Annotated in this window: 20 protein-coding genes, 2 tRNA genes and 1 pseudogene; 19 read left to right on the top strand and 4 right to left on the bottom strand. The window is 36.4% G+C overall.

The annotated features are described in order from the left end of the window. The first annotated feature begins 164 nt into the window (after positions 1 to 164). The 10 genes and pseudogenes from ACYVEC_RS19515 to ACYVEC_RS19470 all read left to right on the top strand — a co-directional run bounded on the left by ACYVEC_RS19515 (position 165) and on the right by ACYVEC_RS19470 (position 6,369). The gene (locus tag ACYVEC_RS19515; RefSeq protein ID WP_063224813.1) at positions 165 to 452 is read left to right on the top strand and encodes a hypothetical protein; all 288 of its coding nucleotides are present in this window, start codon (positions 165 to 167) and stop codon (positions 450 to 452) included. Positions 453 to 608: 156 nt separating this feature from the next. Beyond that, a complete protein-coding gene (locus ACYVEC_RS19510) occupies positions 609 to 1,271 on the top strand; it encodes a type 1 glutamine amidotransferase domain-containing protein (protein ID WP_063224814.1) in 663 nt (220 codons plus the stop codon). A gap of 87 nt (positions 1,272 to 1,358) precedes the next feature. Next, positions 1,359 to 1,907, top strand: a pseudogene (locus tag ACYVEC_RS19505) (MFS transporter); the annotation flags it as partial. Between the two features lie 210 nt (positions 1,908 to 2,117). Then, positions 2,118 to 2,927 (top strand): glutamate racemase, encoded by an 810-nt coding sequence (gene racE, locus ACYVEC_RS19500; RefSeq protein WP_060632430.1) that lies wholly within the window; start codon positions 2,118 to 2,120, stop codon positions 2,925 to 2,927. A gap of 131 nt (positions 2,928 to 3,058) precedes the next feature. Next, the gene (gerM, locus tag ACYVEC_RS19495; RefSeq protein WP_063224815.1) at positions 3,059 to 4,108 is read left to right on the top strand and encodes a spore germination protein GerM; all 1,050 of its coding nucleotides are present in this window, start codon (positions 3,059 to 3,061) and stop codon (positions 4,106 to 4,108) included. A 128-nt stretch (positions 4,109 to 4,236) separates the two neighbouring features. After that, the gene (gene rph / locus ACYVEC_RS19490) at positions 4,237 to 4,974 is read left to right on the top strand and encodes a ribonuclease PH (protein WP_063224816.1); all 738 of its coding nucleotides are present in this window, start codon (positions 4,237 to 4,239) and stop codon (positions 4,972 to 4,974) included. Positions 4,975 to 4,985: 11 nt separating this feature from the next. After that, positions 4,986 to 5,594 (top strand): XTP/dITP diphosphatase, encoded by a 609-nt coding sequence (locus ACYVEC_RS19485; protein ID WP_063224817.1) that lies wholly within the window; start codon positions 4,986 to 4,988, stop codon positions 5,592 to 5,594. Positions 5,595 to 5,607: 13 nt separating this feature from the next. Further along, positions 5,608 to 6,111, top strand: coding sequence for a metallophosphoesterase (locus tag ACYVEC_RS19480; protein ID WP_000645495.1), 504 nt, complete (start codon positions 5,608 to 5,610; stop codon positions 6,109 to 6,111). A 109-nt stretch (positions 6,112 to 6,220) separates the two neighbouring features. Further along, positions 6,221 to 6,294, top strand: a tRNA-Gly gene (locus tag ACYVEC_RS19475). 1 nt (position 6,295) lies between these two features. After that, positions 6,296 to 6,369, top strand: a tRNA-Arg gene (locus ACYVEC_RS19470). A 158-nt stretch (positions 6,370 to 6,527) separates the two neighbouring features. Here the strand turns inward: ACYVEC_RS19470 and ACYVEC_RS19465 are convergent. Next, the gene (locus ACYVEC_RS19465; protein WP_063224818.1) at positions 6,528 to 6,887 is read right to left on the bottom strand and encodes a DUF6572 domain-containing protein; all 360 of its coding nucleotides are present in this window, start codon (positions 6,885 to 6,887) and stop codon (positions 6,528 to 6,530) included. 85 nt (positions 6,888 to 6,972) lie between these two features. Here ACYVEC_RS19465 and ACYVEC_RS19460 point away from each other — a divergent pair, with 85 nt between their 5' ends. Together ACYVEC_RS19460 and ACYVEC_RS19455 are read left to right on the top strand one after the other, a co-directional pair. Then, entirely contained in the window at positions 6,973 to 7,227 is a 255-nt protein-coding gene (locus ACYVEC_RS19460; protein ID WP_063224819.1) for a hypothetical protein, read from the top strand. Between the two features lie 653 nt (positions 7,228 to 7,880). Continuing rightward, positions 7,881 to 8,081 carry a hypothetical protein gene (locus tag ACYVEC_RS19455; protein ID WP_063224820.1) on the top strand — a complete coding sequence of 67 codons (201 nt, stop codon included), beginning with the start codon at positions 7,881 to 7,883 and terminating at the stop codon, positions 8,079 to 8,081. A 94-nt stretch (positions 8,082 to 8,175) separates the two neighbouring features. Here ACYVEC_RS19455 and ACYVEC_RS19450 read toward each other — a convergent pair whose 3' ends face one another. Beyond that, positions 8,176 to 8,790: a PH domain-containing protein gene (locus ACYVEC_RS19450; RefSeq protein ID WP_000473867.1), complete on the bottom strand. Its 615-nt coding sequence runs from the start codon at positions 8,788 to 8,790 to the stop codon at positions 8,176 to 8,178. Positions 8,791 to 9,307: 517 nt separating this feature from the next. Here ACYVEC_RS19450 and ACYVEC_RS19445 point away from each other — a divergent pair. The 7 genes from ACYVEC_RS19445 to ysxC all read left to right on the top strand — a co-directional run bounded on the left by ACYVEC_RS19445 (position 9,308) and on the right by ysxC (position 18,746). Next, entirely contained in the window at positions 9,308 to 9,556 is a 249-nt protein-coding gene (locus ACYVEC_RS19445) for a hypothetical protein (RefSeq protein WP_060632422.1), read from the top strand. A gap of 197 nt (positions 9,557 to 9,753) precedes the next feature. Then, on the top strand, positions 9,754 to 10,752 hold the full coding sequence (locus ACYVEC_RS19440) for a hypothetical protein (RefSeq protein ID WP_063224821.1): 999 nt from the start codon (positions 9,754 to 9,756) through the stop codon (positions 10,750 to 10,752). Between the two features lie 309 nt (positions 10,753 to 11,061). After that, complete coding sequence (gene tig / locus ACYVEC_RS19435; protein ID WP_063224822.1) at positions 11,062 to 12,339, top strand: trigger factor; 1,278 nt, start codon at positions 11,062 to 11,064, stop codon at positions 12,337 to 12,339. A gap of 264 nt (positions 12,340 to 12,603) precedes the next feature. Further along, entirely contained in the window at positions 12,604 to 13,863 is a 1,260-nt protein-coding gene (gene clpX, locus ACYVEC_RS19430) for an ATP-dependent protease ATP-binding subunit ClpX (protein WP_000472281.1), read from the top strand. Between the two features lie 106 nt (positions 13,864 to 13,969). Beyond that, on the top strand, positions 13,970 to 15,640 hold the full coding sequence (gene lonB, locus ACYVEC_RS19425; RefSeq protein WP_063224858.1) for an ATP-dependent protease LonB: 1,671 nt from the start codon (positions 13,970 to 13,972) through the stop codon (positions 15,638 to 15,640). A 182-nt stretch (positions 15,641 to 15,822) separates the two neighbouring features. Next, positions 15,823 to 18,153 (top strand): endopeptidase La, encoded by a 2,331-nt coding sequence (gene lon / locus ACYVEC_RS19420; RefSeq protein ID WP_063224824.1) that lies wholly within the window; start codon positions 15,823 to 15,825, stop codon positions 18,151 to 18,153. Further along, a complete protein-coding gene (ysxC, locus tag ACYVEC_RS19415) occupies positions 18,150 to 18,746 on the top strand; it encodes a ribosome biogenesis GTP-binding protein YsxC (RefSeq protein WP_000869114.1) in 597 nt (198 codons plus the stop codon). The genes lon and ysxC overlap by 4 nt, the downstream gene beginning before the upstream one ends. A gap of 32 nt (positions 18,747 to 18,778) precedes the next feature. Here ysxC and ACYVEC_RS19410 read toward each other — a convergent pair whose 3' ends face one another. Beyond that, positions 18,779 to 19,195: an organic hydroperoxide resistance protein gene (locus tag ACYVEC_RS19410; RefSeq protein ID WP_000359781.1), complete on the bottom strand. Its 417-nt coding sequence runs from the start codon at positions 19,193 to 19,195 to the stop codon at positions 18,779 to 18,781. 2 nt (positions 19,196 to 19,197) lie between these two features. After that, on the bottom strand, positions 19,198 to 19,650 hold the full coding sequence (locus tag ACYVEC_RS19405) for a MarR family winged helix-turn-helix transcriptional regulator (RefSeq protein WP_063224825.1): 453 nt from the start codon (positions 19,648 to 19,650) through the stop codon (positions 19,198 to 19,200). Positions 19,651 to 19,844 lie beyond the last annotated feature (194 nt).

Below are 19,844 nucleotides of genomic sequence, written 5' to 3'. Positions count from 1 at the left end.
AAGAGTCGGCTATTTTTCTGTCTAAATTTTGAACTTAAAAAAGGTATCTCAGACTTTGAGAGAGAAGGTATGTTTAAGAAAAAAACGTTAAAAATAACTATTTTAAACATGATGAGGTATTTAGGATAGATATCTTTGTCATTTATGAATAAGAAGGTGCAAATGTGAAGTTGTATTTTAAGGATATGGAGATAGGTGAAATTAAAGATGTTTTTGGAGACATGCCATGGATGTATGGAACAATTCGTCTATACGAGAATAGTAAACCGGTCCAAAAATATTTTCGTGAGATGGTAGACGAAGATAGTGTATTTGATTTTGAAAGCATAGACCCTGAATTTTTATATGAAGAAAATTGGTCTATTTTTGATGAGGACGATCAGCGATATTTAGGGATTGATATACCTGCTATTCATATGGAGGATACAACGATTGCGTGGCGTTGGAGATAAAAGCTATAAGGTTGTGAACATCTTCGTACGAAAGAATTCAAACGATAACAACAAGCTGACTTTTATACAAAAGGTCAGCTTGTTGTTATCGTTTTTTTCGCTTGCTGTATGAATGATAACAACACTCCATACATAAATAGGTAGTAAGGAGGGGATATGTTGAAAAGGATATTGTTAGTTTCAACAAGCGCTCATGATATGAATGGACACCCGACTGGTTTGTGGCTTGAAGAGCTCGCAGCCCCTTATCATGTATTTAAAAAGGCTAAGTTCGATGTTGATATTGTGTCGATACAGGGCGGTAGAGTACCTATTGATAGAGTGTCTATTCCGAATGGTATACCACGTGAATTTAAGCATGTCGCTTCTTTATTGCAAAATACGAAGCCGATCTCAACGGCTCATTTTTCGGATTATGATGCAGTTTTATTTGGTGGTGGGCACGGGGCGATTGTAGATTTTCCAGGTAATCCATATGTTGCAAATTTAATTGAGAATATATACAACAATAACAGGATTGTAGCGGCTGTTTGTCACGGAGTAAGTTCTTTAGTCGGTGTAAAAAATAAGGATGGCTCGTTTTTTAGTGCGGGTAAGCGTATAACAGGTTATACAAATGATGAGGAAAAAGCTGTACATTTAGAAAAGCGAGTTCCGTTTTTATTAGAAAGTAAATTGAAAGAAGAAGGCGCTTTGTTTTATGTTGCTCCAAATTTCACGCCGCATGTCGTAGTAGATGGGCATTTAATTACAGGGCAAAATCCGCAGTCTAGTATGGAAATAGGAAAAGCTATAAGAAGAGCTGTAAATAAATTATAGAAAAAGTGCTCGCTACTCATAAAGGTAGCGGGTATTTTTTCCATAGTGTAAATGGAAAATCCCTTAAACTAAAAAGAGGTATTGAGTATAGTGACTTCATTTATAATTAATGTGGCGTTATGTGCTAATTTATTATTATTGCCCTTACTGTTAGGAAGAGTGCACGGATTGTCGTCATTTGTTATCGGAATTGTATTGTTTGTTGCATCACTCTTTGGTATTGTGTCTAGTTTTATTACTGGAAAGATTGTCCCTTCGTTTGGACATGTGAATATGATTTATGTAGCGTCTGTCATTATGATTGTTGGCTTTTTAATTTTAGGGTTTATTCCGAATGGAAGTATAGTCGTTATTATATTGGTGATTATTTTAACGTTTATGAGTTATTCAGCCATTCAAGTATCATTAAACACATTTATACCGAAAACATTACATTCAGCTAAAGTTGGAGTAGGTCTTGGTTTATATAATTTAATTAATTTTTTCGGTATGGCATTTGGACCAGCTGTAGCAAGCAAAATTATGGAATCTACAAATAGTTATCGTTTGAATTTTATTTTAATCGTTATGTTAATTTCTGCTCATTTCTTCTTATTAATAGGAATGTCTTCTTTCCAAAAAAAGATGGAGCATTAAATATGTACTTTATATAGAAGAAACCGACTTTCCTATAGAAGGTCGGTTATTTTTCTGTCTTGCAAATTATGAAAAAAAGGAGCAAAATAAAAAAGGTCCTAGTCTATACAGGTACAAATGAAAATTTTCATACAGAAGCAGTTTAAGTTAGCGAACTTAAAGTGTGTAAAATATAATGATAAAATAAGATGATGAATGAGAAAACGGGTGATGAAGTTGAATAGAGCAATCGGTGTTATCGATTCAGGAGTTGGCGGTTTAACAGTAGCGAAGGAATTAATTCGTCAGTTGCCGAAAGAGCGCATTATATATTTAGGGGATACAGCACGTTGCCCTTATGGTCCGCGTTCTCGAGAAGAAGTGCGTCAATTTACGTGGGAAATGACGGAGCATTTACTAGATTTAAATATCAAAATGTTAGTTATTGCGTGTAATACAGCAACTGCAGTTGTATTAGAAGAGATGCAGAAACAATTACCAATTCCGGTGGTAGGAGTTATTCACCCGGGATCACGTACAGCTTTAAAAATGACAAACACGTATCATGTTGGGATTATTGGAACAATCGGAACGGTGAAAAGTGGTGCATACGAAGAAGCGCTAAAGTCTATTAATAACCGTGTTATGGTAGAAAGTTTAGCGTGTCCGCCTTTCGTTGAGCTTGTAGAGAGTGGTAATTTCGAAAGTGAAATGGCATATGAAGTTGTAAGAGAAACGTTGCAACCGCTGAAGAATACTGATATTGATACACTTATTTTAGGTTGTACACATTATCCAATTTTAGGCCCTGTTATTAAACAAGTAATGGGAGATAAAGTGCAACTAATTAGTTCTGGTGATGAAACGGCGCGTGAAGTAAGTACAATTTTATACCATAGTAAAATGTTGAATGAGGGAGAGGAACAAAGTGATCATCTCTTCTTAACAACAGGAAAAATAGGTCTATTTAAAGAAATTGCATCAAAATGGTTCGGTCAACCGATTGAAAATGTGAAACATATTCATTTAGAAAAAGAATAATAGTAGAATCCATATAAGTAAACTCCTGAGAAATCAGGAGTTTTTTTGTTTATAGGAAGCACAGCTTGTTCTAAAAAGTGAAACAGCTCGTATACATAATAGTACAAACTTAGATTTTAGGGGGGAATGGCATGCCTAAATCCACTTTTAAATGGGTTGTTGGTGCTACTGTGAGCGCTGTTTTACTAACAGGGTGTGGCTTTATAAATCAGGAGAAAGCAACGGAACAAATTGATCCGCCAAAACAAGTTACGTATACAGAGGGTGGAAAGAAAGAAGTAGCTAAGAAAGATAAGCAAGGACAAACGGTGAATAGAGAACTATACCTTGTTGATAAAAATGGCTATGTTGTGCCGCAAACGTTAGCTATACCTACTCCGAAAGCAAATGAGGTCATTCAGCAAACGTTAGAGTACCTTGTGAAAGATGGACCGGTAACGAATTTATTACCGAATGGGTTCCGTGCAGTCATTCCAGCGAATACATCGATGACCCTAAATTTGAAAAAAGATGGGACGGCAGTCATTGATTTCTCTAAAGAAATGAAAAACTATGCGAAAGAGGAAGAACGTCAAATCATTGAATCTATTGCATGGACGTTGACGCAATTTAAAGAAATAAAACAAGTGCAGTTCCAAATAAATGGTGAGAAATTGGCGAAGATGCCTGTTGGTGGTACACCGCTTGGTGAAGGCGTGAGCCGTGCGAACGGTATCAACTTCGATGATGAACAAGTAGCGGATGTAACAAATACAAAACCAGTTACCCTTTATTTTATGGCGCAAAATAATAATAAACAGCAATACTACGTACCAGTAACACGCCGCGTTGTAGAAGGAAAAGAAAATGATTATGCAACCATTATAGATGAACTTGTAAAAGGACCGATTCATCAATCGCTCCTGAATGATTTCAATCCAGGAGTTAAGCTGATTACGAATCCGAAATTACAAGACGGAAATCTTACATTAAACTTTAATGAAAATATATTTATAAACCCAGATAAAAATATGGTTTCAAATTACGTATTGAAGTCATTAGTTTTATCTTTAACAGAAAAGAAAGGCGTGAAAAGTGTTTCTATTGAAGTGAATGGTAAAGCGAATCTTATAGATGAAAAGGGCGGAAAATTAATAAAACCTGTAGATCGTCCAGAAAACGTGAATACAGGTAGTTTTTAATCGTCGATAATTTGATATACTTAAGTAAGAAAGAGGAATTGCTTTTTGGGTTCCTCTTCTTTTATTGTATACATATCATACATTTAAATTTGGCTATACTAACAAATAGTTATGAGGAGGTTATTTTTATGCGAGTAGATGGTAGAGAGAAAACAGAATTACGCCATATACATATTCATACGAATTATTTAAAACATCCAGAAGGATCAGTGTTAATTGAGGTTGGGGATACAAAGGTAATTTGCTCAGCGACAATTGAAGAGCGTGTCCCGCCGTTTATGCGTGGAGAAGGAAAGGGCTGGGTAACAGCTGAATACGCGATGATTCCACGTGCAACAGAGCAACGTACAATAAGGGAATCAAGCAAAGGGAAAGTAACAGGGCGTACAATGGAAATCCAGCGCTTAATTGGACGAGCATTACGTGCGGTAGTTGACTTAGAAGCACTTGGTGAGAGAACGGTTTGGATTGATTGTGATGTTATTCAAGCTGATGGTGGAACGAGAACTGCTTCTATTACAGGTGCATATGTAGCAATGGTATTAGCTTTCGAGAAGTTATTACAAGCAGAAAAAGTATCTAAAATTCCAGTGAAAGATTATTTAGCAGCAACTTCAGTAGGGATTGTGGAACAGCAAGGTGTTGTTTTAGATTTAAACTATGCAGAAGATTCTAAAGCAGACGTTGATATGAATGTAATTATGACTGGAAAAGGCCAGTTTGTTGAAGTACAAGGAACTGGAGAAGAAGCGACGTTTAGTAGAGCGCAGTTAAATGAATTACTTGATGCTGCAGAACAAGGCATTTTCCAACTGATTGACATGCAAAAAGAAGCGTTAGGTGACATCGTATCTCATATAGAGTAGAGGTGGAAAATATGAAACAAGTTGTTGTAGCGACAAAAAATATGGGGAAAGTGCGTGAATTTGCTGAGTTATTTGAGCGATTTGATTTAGAAGTGAAATCATTACACGATTTTCCTCATATTGAAGAAGTCGAAGAAACTGGTGAAACATTTGAAGAAAATGCGATCTTAAAAGCGGATAGTTTGAGTAGACAGTTGAATGCAATCGTAATTGCGGATGATTCAGGTCTTATTGTAGATGCTTTAAACGGGAAACCAGGCGTATATTCAGCTCGTTTTGCTGGAGAACCGAAAGATGATCAAGCGAATATGGATAAAGTTTTACAGGAATTAAATGACGTAGCGTTTGAAAAGCGTAAAGCTCGTTTCTACTGTGCATTAGCAGTTGCTTTCCCTGAAGGGGATAAAAAGCCTGTCATTGTAAACGGGACATGTGAAGGGTTTATTTTAGAACAACGCCGCGGAGAAAACGGCTTTGGATATGATCCGATTTTTTATGTGGAAGAATATAAAAAAGCGATGGCGGAACTAAGTTCAGATGAGAAAAATGCTATTAGTCACCGTGGACGTGCTCTACGTAAGCTAGAAGAAAAAATCCCTGAATGGTTTTTAGGAGAATAAGGGAGAGAGATTGATGAAAGCTTTAATCGTAAGCGATAGTCATAGCTCTGTGAAGGAATTACAGCAGTTAAAAGAGAAGTATGAAGGGAAAGTAGATATCATGATTCATTGCGGTGATTCAGAGCTAACGCCTGCTCATGAAGAGCTGCAAGGTTTCCATGTTGTAAAAGGGAATTGTGATTATGCTAACTTTCAAGACGAAATTGTAACTGATGTAGACGGCATTCGTTTCGTTGTTGTGCACGGACATCGTCATAACGTGAAAATGACGTTACAAACATTAGCGTACCGTGCAGAAGAAGTAGGGGCGCAAGTTGCATGCTTCGGACACTCTCACGTATTAGGTGCGGAATTAATCGACGGCGTTTTATTTATTAATCCAGGCAGTATTTTATTACCGCGTCAGCGTGTAGAAAAGACATTTGCCTTATTAGAAATGGATGAAAATCAAATGGAAGTTCGTTTTGAAACACTAGACGGACAGCTAGTTGAACAAGCAGTTTTTAAAAGAGGATAATAAAAATTATCCTCTTTTAAAAAAGGTGTTGACTTTATGTATGGTTATACATATAATAAATATTGTCGATAGGGCAACAGCGCTAACGAATAAAAATAAAATAACATATGCGGGTGTAGTTTAGTGGTAAAACAAGAGCCTTCCAAGCTCTGGTCGAGAGTTCGATTCTCTTCACCCGCTCCATGTCCCAGTAGCTCAGCCGGATAGAGCATACGCCTTCTAAGCGTACGGTCGGGAGTTCGAATCTCTCCTGGGACGCTAAGAAAACCTTGTTATCTTTTGATAACAAGGTTTTTTGTTTGTCTACAAATTGATGTATGTGCAAGAGGTTTAAAAATATTATAACGGGATATATGATAATGAGTATATGCAACAGATTAAAGTGCATTAAAAAGAGCGCTTAAAAACGCTCTTTGCTAGTCAGTTATATTATTTGTTTGTTCAGGCTCATCAAATGGTTTATGCACGTATTGAAAACCGTATCCAGCTTCAACGAGAACCTCATCAACCTTTTCTAAAAATTCTTTGCCCCATTCAGTAAAAAGATATTTCCCGAATATCTTAATAACAAAACCATACCCTTTTACTTCAGGATACCTTTCGTAAACCTCGTCACTTTCTATAAAGTCCAAATACAAATTGATTTTTTCTTGCAGTAATTCAATATGTTTTTCCTCATCAGACCAGTCTAATTCATCAGCGATGACTAAATAGGCTATTTTTTCTTCTTTATTGTAGCCCATAAAATCAACTTTTTCTAATTCGTATAAAGACATAAGTACACCTCTTATCTATTGTTTTCTTCTAATTTCAACTTTAGTTGGAGGTATTTCCGTACCGCCTACAAAAGGTGGTTTCCCTTTGCCTACAACTGTTGCGCCATATTTTTCAATTTCAGGAATCGCAATTTTTTGTTTTTTAGTAAGGGGAGCAGTTGGTGAACCTTTTGCCTCAACTATTCTTATATCTTCTAGATCTTTATTGGCTCCTAGAAAATCAAGTCTTGTCTTTGTTCCTGTTTTATTAGTCTTTAAAGTTATTTGTTCTACTACTGTATCTACCTCTTTTGAGAAGTCCTTATGTACTTCTTTTTCAAAGGCTTTCCCAGCTTCTTGATTTATTCCTATTTGTACCTGGCTTTGGGCTTTTACTGCTTCTCCTATAATATTTTCACAAGAAAATTATACCGTATCTATACATTAGCCAGTGTATGTTAAACAAGCGATGAAAGAATCGTTTATATATTGTAGATAATAGGTGGGCCGGAAGTTCGGATCTCTCCTGGGACGCTAAAAATTGATGTTTTGGTGTAAGAGATGGGGGTAGGAATGAAATAGCATAATTAATACGAGTGAAAGATTATCACAAGAAGTGATTACTTATAAGTTTCGCGTCTAGTTTGGGTTATAATTGTAGCTCATTCTTAATATCTGTAACCTTTCCTTCGATATTAAGCAGTTGTATATGTAATTCTTTTTCTTAAATAAAAGGAGCGCCGTTTATGCGCCCTGTTCCTCATAGTATTTAATTTAAAGAATCAATAGGTTTATGATGGAAATCGAATTCATATCCAGATGCCCCTAATTAATCACTTACAATGTTATAAAACTTTTTACCATTCTAGTACGATTGAGCATCCGTTGTCGGAACTTATCCCCGGCAGTGTGTTACAATTAATAGAAGCGGAAAACGAGAATCTCCAATTGACTGGACGTGTGATTGGTTGGACAGTTTAAGAAGGTTGTATAAAAAAGGGAGATGGCGCAAAGATGGCGAGAGCAAAAGAGAATGACTTAACGGAGAAATTGGCAGAAGGTAAACGGAAATATGGTGACGGCAACTTTACAATACAGAACATCGGTGATGAAACTAACCCGAATTGGACTGTCGTAAAAAATGTGAGGAAGGGATCGGCAGGCATTCGCGAAGAGGAAGATATATTAAGACTGCGATCAAAATATATAAAATAGTACGGAAATGGGCGGGTCGGGAGTTCGAATCTCTCCTGGGGCGCTAAGAAAACCTTGTTATCTTTTGATAACAAGGTTTTTTGTTTGTTGTAAATTAATTATTAATAAACTTTTCAAACACAAAACCATAATCTTTCACATTATATTGTTTCTTCGTATCAACGAGCCAGTTAAAGGCGATTTCGTTTATTTCTTTAAATTGTTCTGCCAAATTTACTTGTGCGTTTGAAATACGGCTGAAAGCGTTAGATGCCATATCTAGACTTTTATGTGCATACTGCAATGTGATGTCGTTGTCGTATGAAATTTCTTCGATTTTAAGTAAAGCTTTATATAAATCTTTTAATTCTTCAATATGTTTTTTATGAACATCAATTGAGTAATGCTCATCGCCCATTTGAAACTTAATTTCTACATCTAAATCAATCGTTCCGGCAGTTTCAAGTGCTACGTTTTTAATTTGATATTTGCTATAACTAAAGCGGCGTAATGTACGTTTTTTACTTGTCGCACTTGTGCCATCTAGGTGAATTAATCCTTTGTTTGTGAAACAATATTCATCTGATTTTGATTTGATTAGAAAATAAATTTTCTCCCCATCTTCATGCATCACGTAATCATCGGCATCAACTTTATCGTAATCTTTCGGTGTAATGACAGAACCTACATCGCTTAATCCTAAAACATCTGCAGCCATTTTTTTAAACATACATAATCCCCCTTATAAATTAAATTCTTAATTGTATAAAAATATATTAACATGATTTCAACAAAGTGTTTTCTTATAATTAAAAATATTCGAAGGAAAGTTGAGAAAAGGAACGAATAATTATTTTAATCTAAAATTATTTAGTAAATCTATTAGTTTAAGAGTGGATTTTCCGGAAAATAACCAAGAGCAAAAGTTAATTTTGCATGCGATTATAGAGAAATTCCGTGAAAGTACCTCAAACGATATGAGGTGTTTTTCTATCTCTTTTTGAAATCTTACAATTCTGTAAGGTAACTGTAAGGTAGTTCGATGGTAACGAATTACTAATCCTCTATAATAAAGGTAACAACGATAAAACGAGGAGGAAGAAATGATGAAAGGATTAATCGTAACGGGTTTAACAGTTGCTTTCGGATTTGTAGCATATGAGAAATTAACGTATGTAGTTGATGTTGTAAAACATTTAATCGCTTAGAGGAAACTACCATGAGAGGGAAAGGGAATGAGTGAATGAATGGAATGGTTATTTGGAATTATAGGTACTTGTAGTGTAGTGTTATTGTTCTTTGTCCCAAGTGGTATACTTAGTTCGACGACGAGTTTGTTCTTCTTAAGTTTGTTTGCTTGTACGATGCTTATCATTATGTTTTTAATGAAGCGGAGTAAACCAATCTTCTATTTTAGCATGATTGTTATGGCAATTATTGTTCTCCAAATTATTACCCTTGTTATATACCCCACTATTATAAAGGCTTTCCAATAATGATGAATCCTCTGCTTTCATTGCTGAGGGTTTTTATTTGTACATTTTTAATTTTTGGTAAGGATTTGTTTATATTGAAATATAAAAATTAAATATTTTCATATTTCAAACAAAGGGTTTTGGGATGTTGTGTTCTCATTACTCATTTGATATATTTACTTTAAAGATAATTAAAATCTAGAAAAAGAGGCGGACGTATGGATAAAAAAGAAAATACGGTCGTATTGTTTCCGCAGCTATCAGAGCGATATATTGATGAAGGTTTTTTAGCACTGAAAGAGCGGAAATTCGAAGATGCATTGCGCTGCTTTGAAATATTACGTCAGTATAATGCAGAAACGGAACAAACGGAACTAGCTTCAGTTATTTGTTTGTTAGAGTTAAAACATATGGAAGAAGCGAAAGACAAATGTGAACAGTTGCTTGAAACAGGAGCTGTATTATTTGGTGATATTCTTGAAACATATGTGACGATTTTAGTCCAAACAAATGATTATGAAGGCGTTATTGAAACCGTTGAAAAAGTATTGCAAACGAAGGATATAATGCCTGAGCAAAAGGAAAAATTAGCACAGCTCGCTTTATTTGCAGAAGGTATGTTAAATGAAGTGGATACGTCACTAGTCGATTCGAATTTTGAGTTGAATGAGTTTACTAATGAAATGTTTGGAGAAAACTTTGGGCAAAAGCTAAGAGCGATTCAGCAACTTTCGTTAAAAGACTTAGATCTTGCATTACCTATTTTAAAGAAATTTTTAATAGACGAAAAACAGCACCCTTATTTGAAAACTTCTATTTTGTATAAAATGGTAGAAAATCAAATAGAAGAAGAGATAGAGGTAGAAAAGTTTGGGAATACGATTAAGGTAATTCCAGCATTTACAGGTCATAATGAGGAGCAATCCGATAACATTATACATACATTATCAAACCGATTAGAGCAAAATTATCCTGATATATTTGATGCGATGGTTACATATTGGAAAGAATTGCAAATTAGCGTTTTCCCATTCGCTCTATTAATGGATAAAGTGGAGATTTGGGCTGCTGTTTTAGAGAGAATTGGTAGAAAGCGTTTCGGGTTGACTATTGATGAAGAAGAGCTTATGACAGCGTATAATATTGAATTAGAAGAGTTTCATATTGCCTATCAATGGTTATTGCGTGTTGAAAGAGAAGGATATTTGCCCGTATAATTATGAAAAAGAATCGTTCGGTTCTTGAAACGAGCATATTCTATGTTATAATGTAAGGGTTGCAAAAGGCAGAAATCTGCCTGTTTGTAAGAGAAGAGAAGTGTAATTCTCTTACTTAATATGTTTCATATTATTCTCGAACAAAATATACCGTAATTGTCTTTTAGGCAATTAGTAGATTGGAACATTATATCTGAAAGCTTTTGCTAGAGGATTATTTGTACTTTTGTTATTTCAAAAAAGAGATAATGAAGATCTTAATCTATAGAGGTATGTGCATACATTATTATAGTTGGAGGGAAAGAATAAATGGCTGCAAAATGGGAAAAATTAGAAGGTAACGTAGGCGTTTTAACAATCGAAGTTGATGCTAAAGAAGTAAACAACTCTATCGACGCTGCGTTCAAAAAAGTAGTAAAAACAATTAACGTACCAGGTTTCCGTAAAGGGAAAATGCCTCGTCCGTTATTCGAACAACGCTTTGGTATCGAATCTTTATACCAAGATGCTTTAGACATCATCTTACCAAAAGCATACGGTGAAGCGATCGATGAAGCTGGTATCTTCCCAGTTGCTCATCCTGAAATCGACATCGAGAAGTTCGAAAAAAATGCTAACCTTATCTTCACTGCAAAAGTAACAGTGAAACCTGAAGTTAAATTAGGTGAGTACAAAGGTTTAGCAGTAGAAAAAGTTGAAACAACTGTAACTGACGAAGATGTAGAGAACGAATTAAAATCTTTACAAGAGCGTCAAGCTGAACTAGTTGTTAAAGAAGAAGGAACTGTTGAAAACGGTGATACAGCTGTAATCGACTTCGAAGGTTTCGTTGATGGCGAAGCATTTGAAGGCGGAAAAGGCGAAAACTACTCTCTAGCAATCGGTTCTGGTACATTCATCCCAGGTTTCGAAGAGCAAGTAATTGGTCTTAAATCTGGTGATTCTAAAGACGTTGAAGTATCATTCCCAGAAGAGTACCATGCTGCTGAATTAGCTGGCAAACCAGCAACATTCAAAGTAACAATTCACGAAATCAAAACAAAAGAACTTCCTGAGTTAAACGACGAGTTCGCTAAAGAAGCAGACGAAGCGGTTGCAACTCTTGATGAATTAAAAGCAAAACTTCGTACAAACTTAGAAGAAGGCAAAAAGCACGAAGCTGAGCACAAAGTACGTGACGAAGTAGTAGAATTAGCTGCTGCTAACGCTGAAATCGACATTCCAGAAGCTATGATCGACACTGAGTTAGATCGTATGGTTCGTGAATTCGAGCAACGTTTAAGCCAACAAGGTATGAACCTTGAGCTTTACTACCAATTCACAGGTACTGATGCTGACAAGTTAAAAGAGCAAATGAAAGAAGACGCTCAAAAACGCGTAAGAATCAACCTTGTTCTTGAAGCTATCATTGAAGCTGAAAACATCGAAGTTACTGAAGAAGAAGTTACTGAAGAAGTTGAAAAAATGGCTGAAATGTACGGTATGCCAGTAGACGCTATCAAGCAAGCTCTTGGAAGCGTAGACGCTTTAGCTGAAGATCTTAAAGTTCGTAAAGCTGTAGACTTCTTAGTAGAAAACGCTGCATAATAAAATAACAAGGCACGATTTTAATCGTGCCTTGTTTTATAAATATAGAAATATATTTATAAAACTTTTCGATGAAGAAGGAAAACTTCCTTAATAAGTCGAATATACATATTTCAAAAGTTTTAAAAACTTTTTATTTGTACATAACTAGTCATATTATTTGTATTTCTCGCCACGTAGTGACATAATATGTATTTACATACGATACATTTATCGTGTACATACGAAGGCAAGAGGTTAGCACTTTGTAAGGGGTGTGAAAATATGTTTAAATTTAATGATGAAAAAGGGCAATTAAAATGTTCTTTCTGTGGTAAAACACAAACGCAAGTTCGAAAGTTAGTTGCAGGTCCAGGTGTTTACATTTGTGACGAGTGTATCGAACTTTGTACTGAAATTGTACAAGAGGAGCTTGCGAAAGACGAAGAAGTAGAATTCAAAGATGTACCGAAACCGGTAGAAATTCGTGAAATCTTAGATGAGTATGTCATCGGACAAGATAACGCGAAAAAAGCACTAGCGGTAGCGGTATATAACCATTACAAACGCATTAATTCTAACAGCAAAATTGATGATGTAGAATTAGCGAAGAGTAATATCGCACTTATCGGGCCAACAGGTAGTGGTAAAACATTACTGGCACAAACGTTAGCGCGTATTTTAAATGTTCCATTTGCAATCGCGGACGCAACATCTTTAACTGAAGCTGGATACGTTGGGGAAGATGTAGAAAACATCTTACTTAAATTAATCCAAGCAGCGGATTATGATGTAGAAAAAGCGGAAAAAGGAATCATTTATATTGATGAGATTGATAAAGTGGCACGTAAGTCCGAAAATCCATCAATTACACGTGATGTATCTGGTGAAGGTGTGCAGCAGGCACTTCTGAAAATTTTAGAAGGTACTGTAGCAAGCGTTCCACCTCAGGGTGGTCGTAAGCATCCGCACCAAGAGTTTATTCAAATTGATACAACGAACATCTTATTCATCTGTGGTGGAGCGTTTGATGGCATCGAGCCAATTATTAAACGTCGTCTTGGTGAAAAAGTAATTGGATTTGGTTCTGAGAAGAAAAATGCTGATGTAAATGAGAAGCATGTTTTATCTCACGTATTACCAGAGGATCTTTTAAGATTTGGTTTAATCCCAGAGTTTATCGGTCGTCTTCCAGTTATTGCGAACCTAGAACCGCTTGATGAAGATGCTCTTGTTGATATTTTAACGAAACCGAAAAATGCACTTGTTAAGCAATTCCAAAAACTATTGGAGCTTGACGATGTTGAGTTAGAGTTTGAAGAAGGCGCACTAATTGAAATTGCGAAAAAAGCAATTGAACGTAAAACGGGTGCTCGTGGACTTCGTTCTATTATTGAAGGCTTAATGCTAGATGTAATGTTCGAACTTCCATCTCGTAAAGATATCGAGAAGTGTGTTCTTACAAAAGAAACAGTAGCTGATAATGCACCGCCAAAATTGGTGTTACAAGACGGTACTGTACTTGATACAAAAACATCTGCATAATGCGAAGGAGAAACAGCAATTTTTATAATTGCTGTTTTTCTTTATGTTTAGCTATGTTCCTCCGCGGAAATACTAAGAGATAAAACATTGCGGGAGGAAATAAATGATGAGCTGGACAAATATATTTTTACTTGTTCAACTTGTTTTTGGGGTAATTGTCGGATTGTATTTTTGGCATTTACTTCGAAATCAGCGAACACAAAAAGTTTCAATTGATCGAGAATCGAAAAAAGAATTAGAACAGCTTCGTAAAATGCGCGAGATTTCTTTAACAGAGCCGCTTGCGGAAAAGGTACGTCCTACATCCTTTTTAGATATTGTAGGGCAAGAGGACGGGATTAAGTCGTTAAAAGCGGCTCTTTGTGGTCCGAATCCACAGCATGTGATTATATATGGCCCGCCAGGTGTCGGAAAGACAGCGGCAGCACGTCTCGTATTAGAAGAAGCGAAACGAAATCCGAAATCTCCATTTCGCACAAATGCAACATTTATTGAACTGGATGCGACGACAGCTCGGTTTGATGAACGTGGTATTGCAGATCCTTTAATCGGTTCGGTGCATGATCCAATTTATCAAGGTGCTGGCGCAATGGGGCAAGCGGGTATTCCGCAACCGAAAAAAGGTGCGGTAACAGATGCACACGGTGGTATTTTATTTATTGATGAGATTGGTGAACTACATCCGATTCAAATGAACAAGATGTTAAAGGTGCTAGAAGATCGGAAAGTGTTTTTGGAAAGTGCATACTATAGTGAAGAGAATACGATGATTCCAACGTATATACATGACATTTTTCAAAAAGGTTTACCAGCCGATTTTCGCTTAGTTGGGGCGACGACACGTTCGCCAGAGGAGATTCCTCCTGCTATTCGATCGCGCTGTTTAGAAGTGTTTTTCCGTGAGTTAGATACAGAAGAAATTCAAAAAGTAGCGAAGAATGCAGCTGACAAAGTGGAAATGCAGATTGGTGAGAATGGTATTGAAATGATCGGGATGTATGCAAGAAATGGACGAGAAGCGATTAATCTTGTACAAATTTCAGCTGGAATGGCAATAAATGAAGAGCGTTCTTTCATTAAAGATGAAGATATAGAGTGGGTTGTTCACTCTAGTCAGCTTACACCGAAGTATGAAAAGCGTATTTATCCTATTCCGAGAATCGGTCTTGTAAATGGACTTGCTGTGTACGGACCAAATACAGGTGCGTTATTAGAAATTGAAGTAACAGCAATCAAGGCGAAAGATAAAGGATCGGTAAATGTTACCGGAATTGTTGAAGAGGAAAGTATTGGTAGTCAAACGAAATCAATTCGCCGTAAAAGTATGGCGAAAGGTTCTGTAGATAATGTATTAACAGTACTTCGTTCTCTAGATGTGTTGCCAGAAGGGTACGATATACATATTAATTTTCCAGGCGGGATCCCGATTGATGGGCCTTCGGCAGGAATTGCTATGGCAACAGGTGTATATTCAGCAGTGCATCGTACGTATGTGAATAATGAAGTAGCGATGACCGGTGAGATAAGTATACACGGAGAAGTGAAACCTATTGGTGGTGTGTATGCAAAAATAAAAGCCGCGAAAAAAGCAGGTGCTAAGAAAGTTATCATTCCTGCTGAAAACATGCAACCGTTTTTGTACACAATAAAAGGAATTGAAATCATTCCTGTTCGTAAGTTAAATGAAGTATTTGAGCTAACATTTATGCAGGAAAATATGCATCGAGAGCTTGATATACATACTGCTGTGGACGAAACAGATGCACAATCAATGTGAGAATGAAGATAATAACATTTGCCAGACTTCGTTTAAGTTTGTATGCTTAAGCGGAGTCTTTTTTTCTTTTTATAAGGGAAAAAAACGAGGGATTTACAATTGCGGAAAATCTCTGCAATTGCATCTAGATGTATTGTAATATAAAATAGTTGAACAGGAGTTTAATTTATTATGGAGGTGCTATGTCTAGTATGAATACGAATGAAAGAATCGTACCCCTCCTACCATTAAGAGGCGTTCTCGTATATCCAACGATGGTTCTGCATCTTGATGTAGGACGTGATAAATCGATACAAGCACTAGAGCAGGCGGCAATGGATGAAAATATCATCTTTTTAGCAATGCAAAAAGAAATGAATATCGATGATCCGAAAGAAGATGACATATATAGTGTAGGTACAGTGGCGAAAGTGAAGCAAATGTTAAAATTGCCGAACGGTACGCTTCGTGTCCTTGTAGAAGGTTTACATAGAGCAGAAGTAGTAGAGTTTATCGAAGAAGAAAATGTAGTGCAAGTTTCTATCAAAACGGTAACGGAAGAAGTGGAAGATGATCTAGAAGAGAAAGCTCTTATGCGTACGTTACTGGAGCATTTCGAACAATATATTAAAGTTTCGAAAAAAGTTTCAAATGAAACATTTGCAACGGTAGCTGATGTAGAAGAGCCAGGAAGATTAGCTGATTTAATTGCTTCTCACTTGCCAATTAAGACGAAGCAGAAACAAGAAATTTTAGAGATTATATCTGTGAAGGAACGATTACATACACTTATTTCAATTATTCAAGATGAACAAGAGTTACTTAGTTTAGAAAAGAAAATTGGACAAAAAGTGAAACGTTCAATGGAGCGCACGCAAAAAGAATATTTCTTACGTGAGCAAATGAAGGCGATTCAAACTGAACTTGGCGATAAAGAAGGTAAGGGCGGGGAAGTTGAAGAACTTCGTGAGAAAATTGAACAGTCGGGAATGCCTGAAGAAACAATGAAGGCTGCACTGAAAGAATTAGACCGTTATGAAAAGTTACCAGCAAGTTCTGCGGAGAGCGGTGTTATTCGCAATTATATGGATTGGTTATTAGCACTTCCGTGGACAGAAGCAACAGAAGATATGATTGATCTTGTTCATTCTGAAGAGATTTTAAACAAAGATCATTACGGTCTTGAGAAAGTGAAAGAGCGCGTGCTTGAATATTTAGCGGTACAGAAGTTAACGAATTCATTAAAAGGACCTATCCTTTGCTTAGTAGGACCTCCTGGGGTCGGAAAAACTTCGTTAGCGCGTTCAATTGCAACATCATTAAATCGTAATTTTGTCCGTGTTTCCCTTGGTGGTGTACGTGATGAATCTGAAATTCGTGGTCACCGTCGTACGTATGTTGGAGCGATGCCAGGACGTATTATTCAAGGTATGAAAAAGGCGAAATCAGTTAATCCAGTCTTTTTATTAGATGAGATTGATAAAATGTCTAACGATTTTCGTGGAGATCCATCTGCAGCATTACTTGAAGTGTTAGATCCAGAACAAAACCATAACTTCAGTGACCATTATATTGAAGAACCATATGATCTATCGAAAGTTATGTTTGTAGCAACTGCAAATACACTTTCAAGTATTCCAGGTCCATTACTTGACCGTATGGAAATTATTTCGATTGCTGGCTATACAGAACTTGAAAAAGTTCATATTGCTCGTGAACATTTATTGCCGAAACAATTAAAAGAGCATGGCTTACGAAAAGGTAATTTACAAGTACGTGATGAAGCACTTCTTGAAATTATTCGTTATTATACACGTGAGGCTGGTGTTCGTACGCTAGAGCGCCAAATTGCAAAAGTTTGCCGTAAAGCAGCAAAAATTATCGTTACAGCAGAACGCAAGCGCATTGTTGTAACGGAGAAAAATGTTGTTGATTTACTTGGTAAGCACATATTCCGTTATGGGCAAGCTGAAAAAACAGACCAAGTTGGTATGGCGACAGGTTTGGCGTATACAGCAGCAGGCGGGGATACACTTGCGATTGAAGTCTCTGTAGCGCCAGGTAAGGGGAAATTAATTTTAACAGGGAAACTTGGGGATGTTATGAAAGAATCAGCACAAGCTGCGTTTAGTTATATTCGTTCTCGTGCAGAAGAGCTTCAGATTGATCCGAATTTTCATGAGAAAAATGATATTCATATTCATGTTCCAGAAGGAGCAGTTCCAAAAGATGGACCGTCAGCAGGTATTACGATGGCAACGGCACTTATTTCTGCACTAACAGGTATTCCTGTAAGTAAAGAAGTGGGGATGACAGGTGAAATTACACTTCGTGGCCGTGTATTACCAATTGGTGGTTTAAAAGAAAAAACATTAAGTGCTCACCGCGCAGGTTTAACTAAGATTATTTTACCAGCGGAAAATGAGAAAGATTTAGATGATATTCCAGAGAGCGTAAAAGAAAACCTTACGTTTGTGCTTGCATCTCATTTAGATGAAGTATTGGAGCACGCATTAGTAGGAGTGAAACAATGAAAGTAACAAAAGCAGATATTGTAATTAGTGCTGTTAAACCAGAACAATATCCAGACAGTGATTTACCAGAAATTGCATTAGCAGGTCGTTCAAATGTCGGGAAGTCTTCCTTTATTAATAAAATTTTAAATCGTAAAAAGTTAGTACGTATTTCTTCTAAACCAGGAAAAACGCAAACGTTGAACTTTTTCTTAATCAATGAGATGATGCATTTTGTTGACGTTCCAGGTTATGGATATGCGAAAGTATCTAAATCAGAGCGCGCAGCATGGGGCAAAATGATTGAAACGTACTTTACAACGCGTGAGCAATTAGACGCAGCTGTATTAGTAGTTGATTTACGTCACCAACCAACAAACGATGACGTAATGATGTATGATTTCTTAAAGCACTATGAAATCCCAACAATTATTATTGCAACGAAAGCCGATAAAATTCCGAAAGGAAAATGGCAAAAGCATTTAAAAGTTGTAAAAGAAACGCTTGCTGTTGAAATTGGCGATGAAATTGTTCTATTCTCTTCTGAAACAGGACTTGGAAAAGAAGAAGCATGGAAAGCAATTCATAAAATGACAAAAACAAAAAACGCGTGACGAATGTCGCGCGTTTTTTTCTTTATACATTTTTAGCGTACATTTAACGTAACTTCAATATTTCCTCGTGTTGCTTTAGAGTAAGGACATACACCATGAGCAGCTTCTACAAGTTCTTGTGCTTCGCTATGTGAAACGCCAGCGACATGTACATCAAGTACAGCAGATAGGCCGAAACCACCATCCGTATCTTTTCCGATAGAAACGTGAGCAGTTACTTCTGTACTTTCTACTTTCACACGTTTTGTACGAATGACAAGTTGTAAAGCACTATCAAAACAAGCGGCATAACCAGCAGCAAATAGTTGTTCTGGATTTGTTGCCTCTCCGCCTGCACCACCTAGTGCTTTCGGCATTTTCACATCAAGATTTAATATGCCGTCATCTGAGACTACTTTTCCGTTTCTTCCACCTGTAGCAGTTACTGAAGCAGTATATAATTTATCCATGTTTATTCCCCTTTTCTATCATTAATTGTTTTCATTGTTTCAATTAGTTTATTTAATTGAATTAATAAAGAACGATATTCTTGTTCTGTAATTCCTAAATTTGTTGCCATTGTTGTCGGTAATGAACAAGCCTTTTCTTTTAAATCTTTACCTTGTTCTGTTAATTCAATACAAACTTTTCGCTCGTCTTCTTTGGAACGAACGCGTTTTACAAGTTGTAATGATTCCATTCGTTTTAACATAGGCGTTAACGTACCGGAATCTAAAAATAGACGTTCTCCAATTTCTTTGACTGTGAGTCCATCTTGCTCCCATAGTACGAGTAAAGTAATGTACTGGGGATACGTAATACCCATCTCTTCTAAATATGGTCGATAAAAGCGGGTAACTTCTTTAGAACAGGCGTAAATAGAAAAACAAAGTTGGTTATCTAGATGTAAAGAGTCCTCTGTCATACATAACTCCCTTCTAATTAAATTGTGCGAAATTTAATTTTGTAAAACCAATATAACGAAAAAGAAATACAATGTCAAATACATTGTATTGAGAAAGTGTTTGCTACATTTTGGAACAATCATACATATTTTCCTTCATGATGAAAGAAGATAGGAAAGATGATGTTATAATTCATATGGAATAGTTTCCATCA

The sequence above is a fragment of the Bacillus sp. MN7755 genome, assembly GCF_054771475.1.
This window is presented reverse-complemented; position numbering and strand designations above follow the sequence as displayed.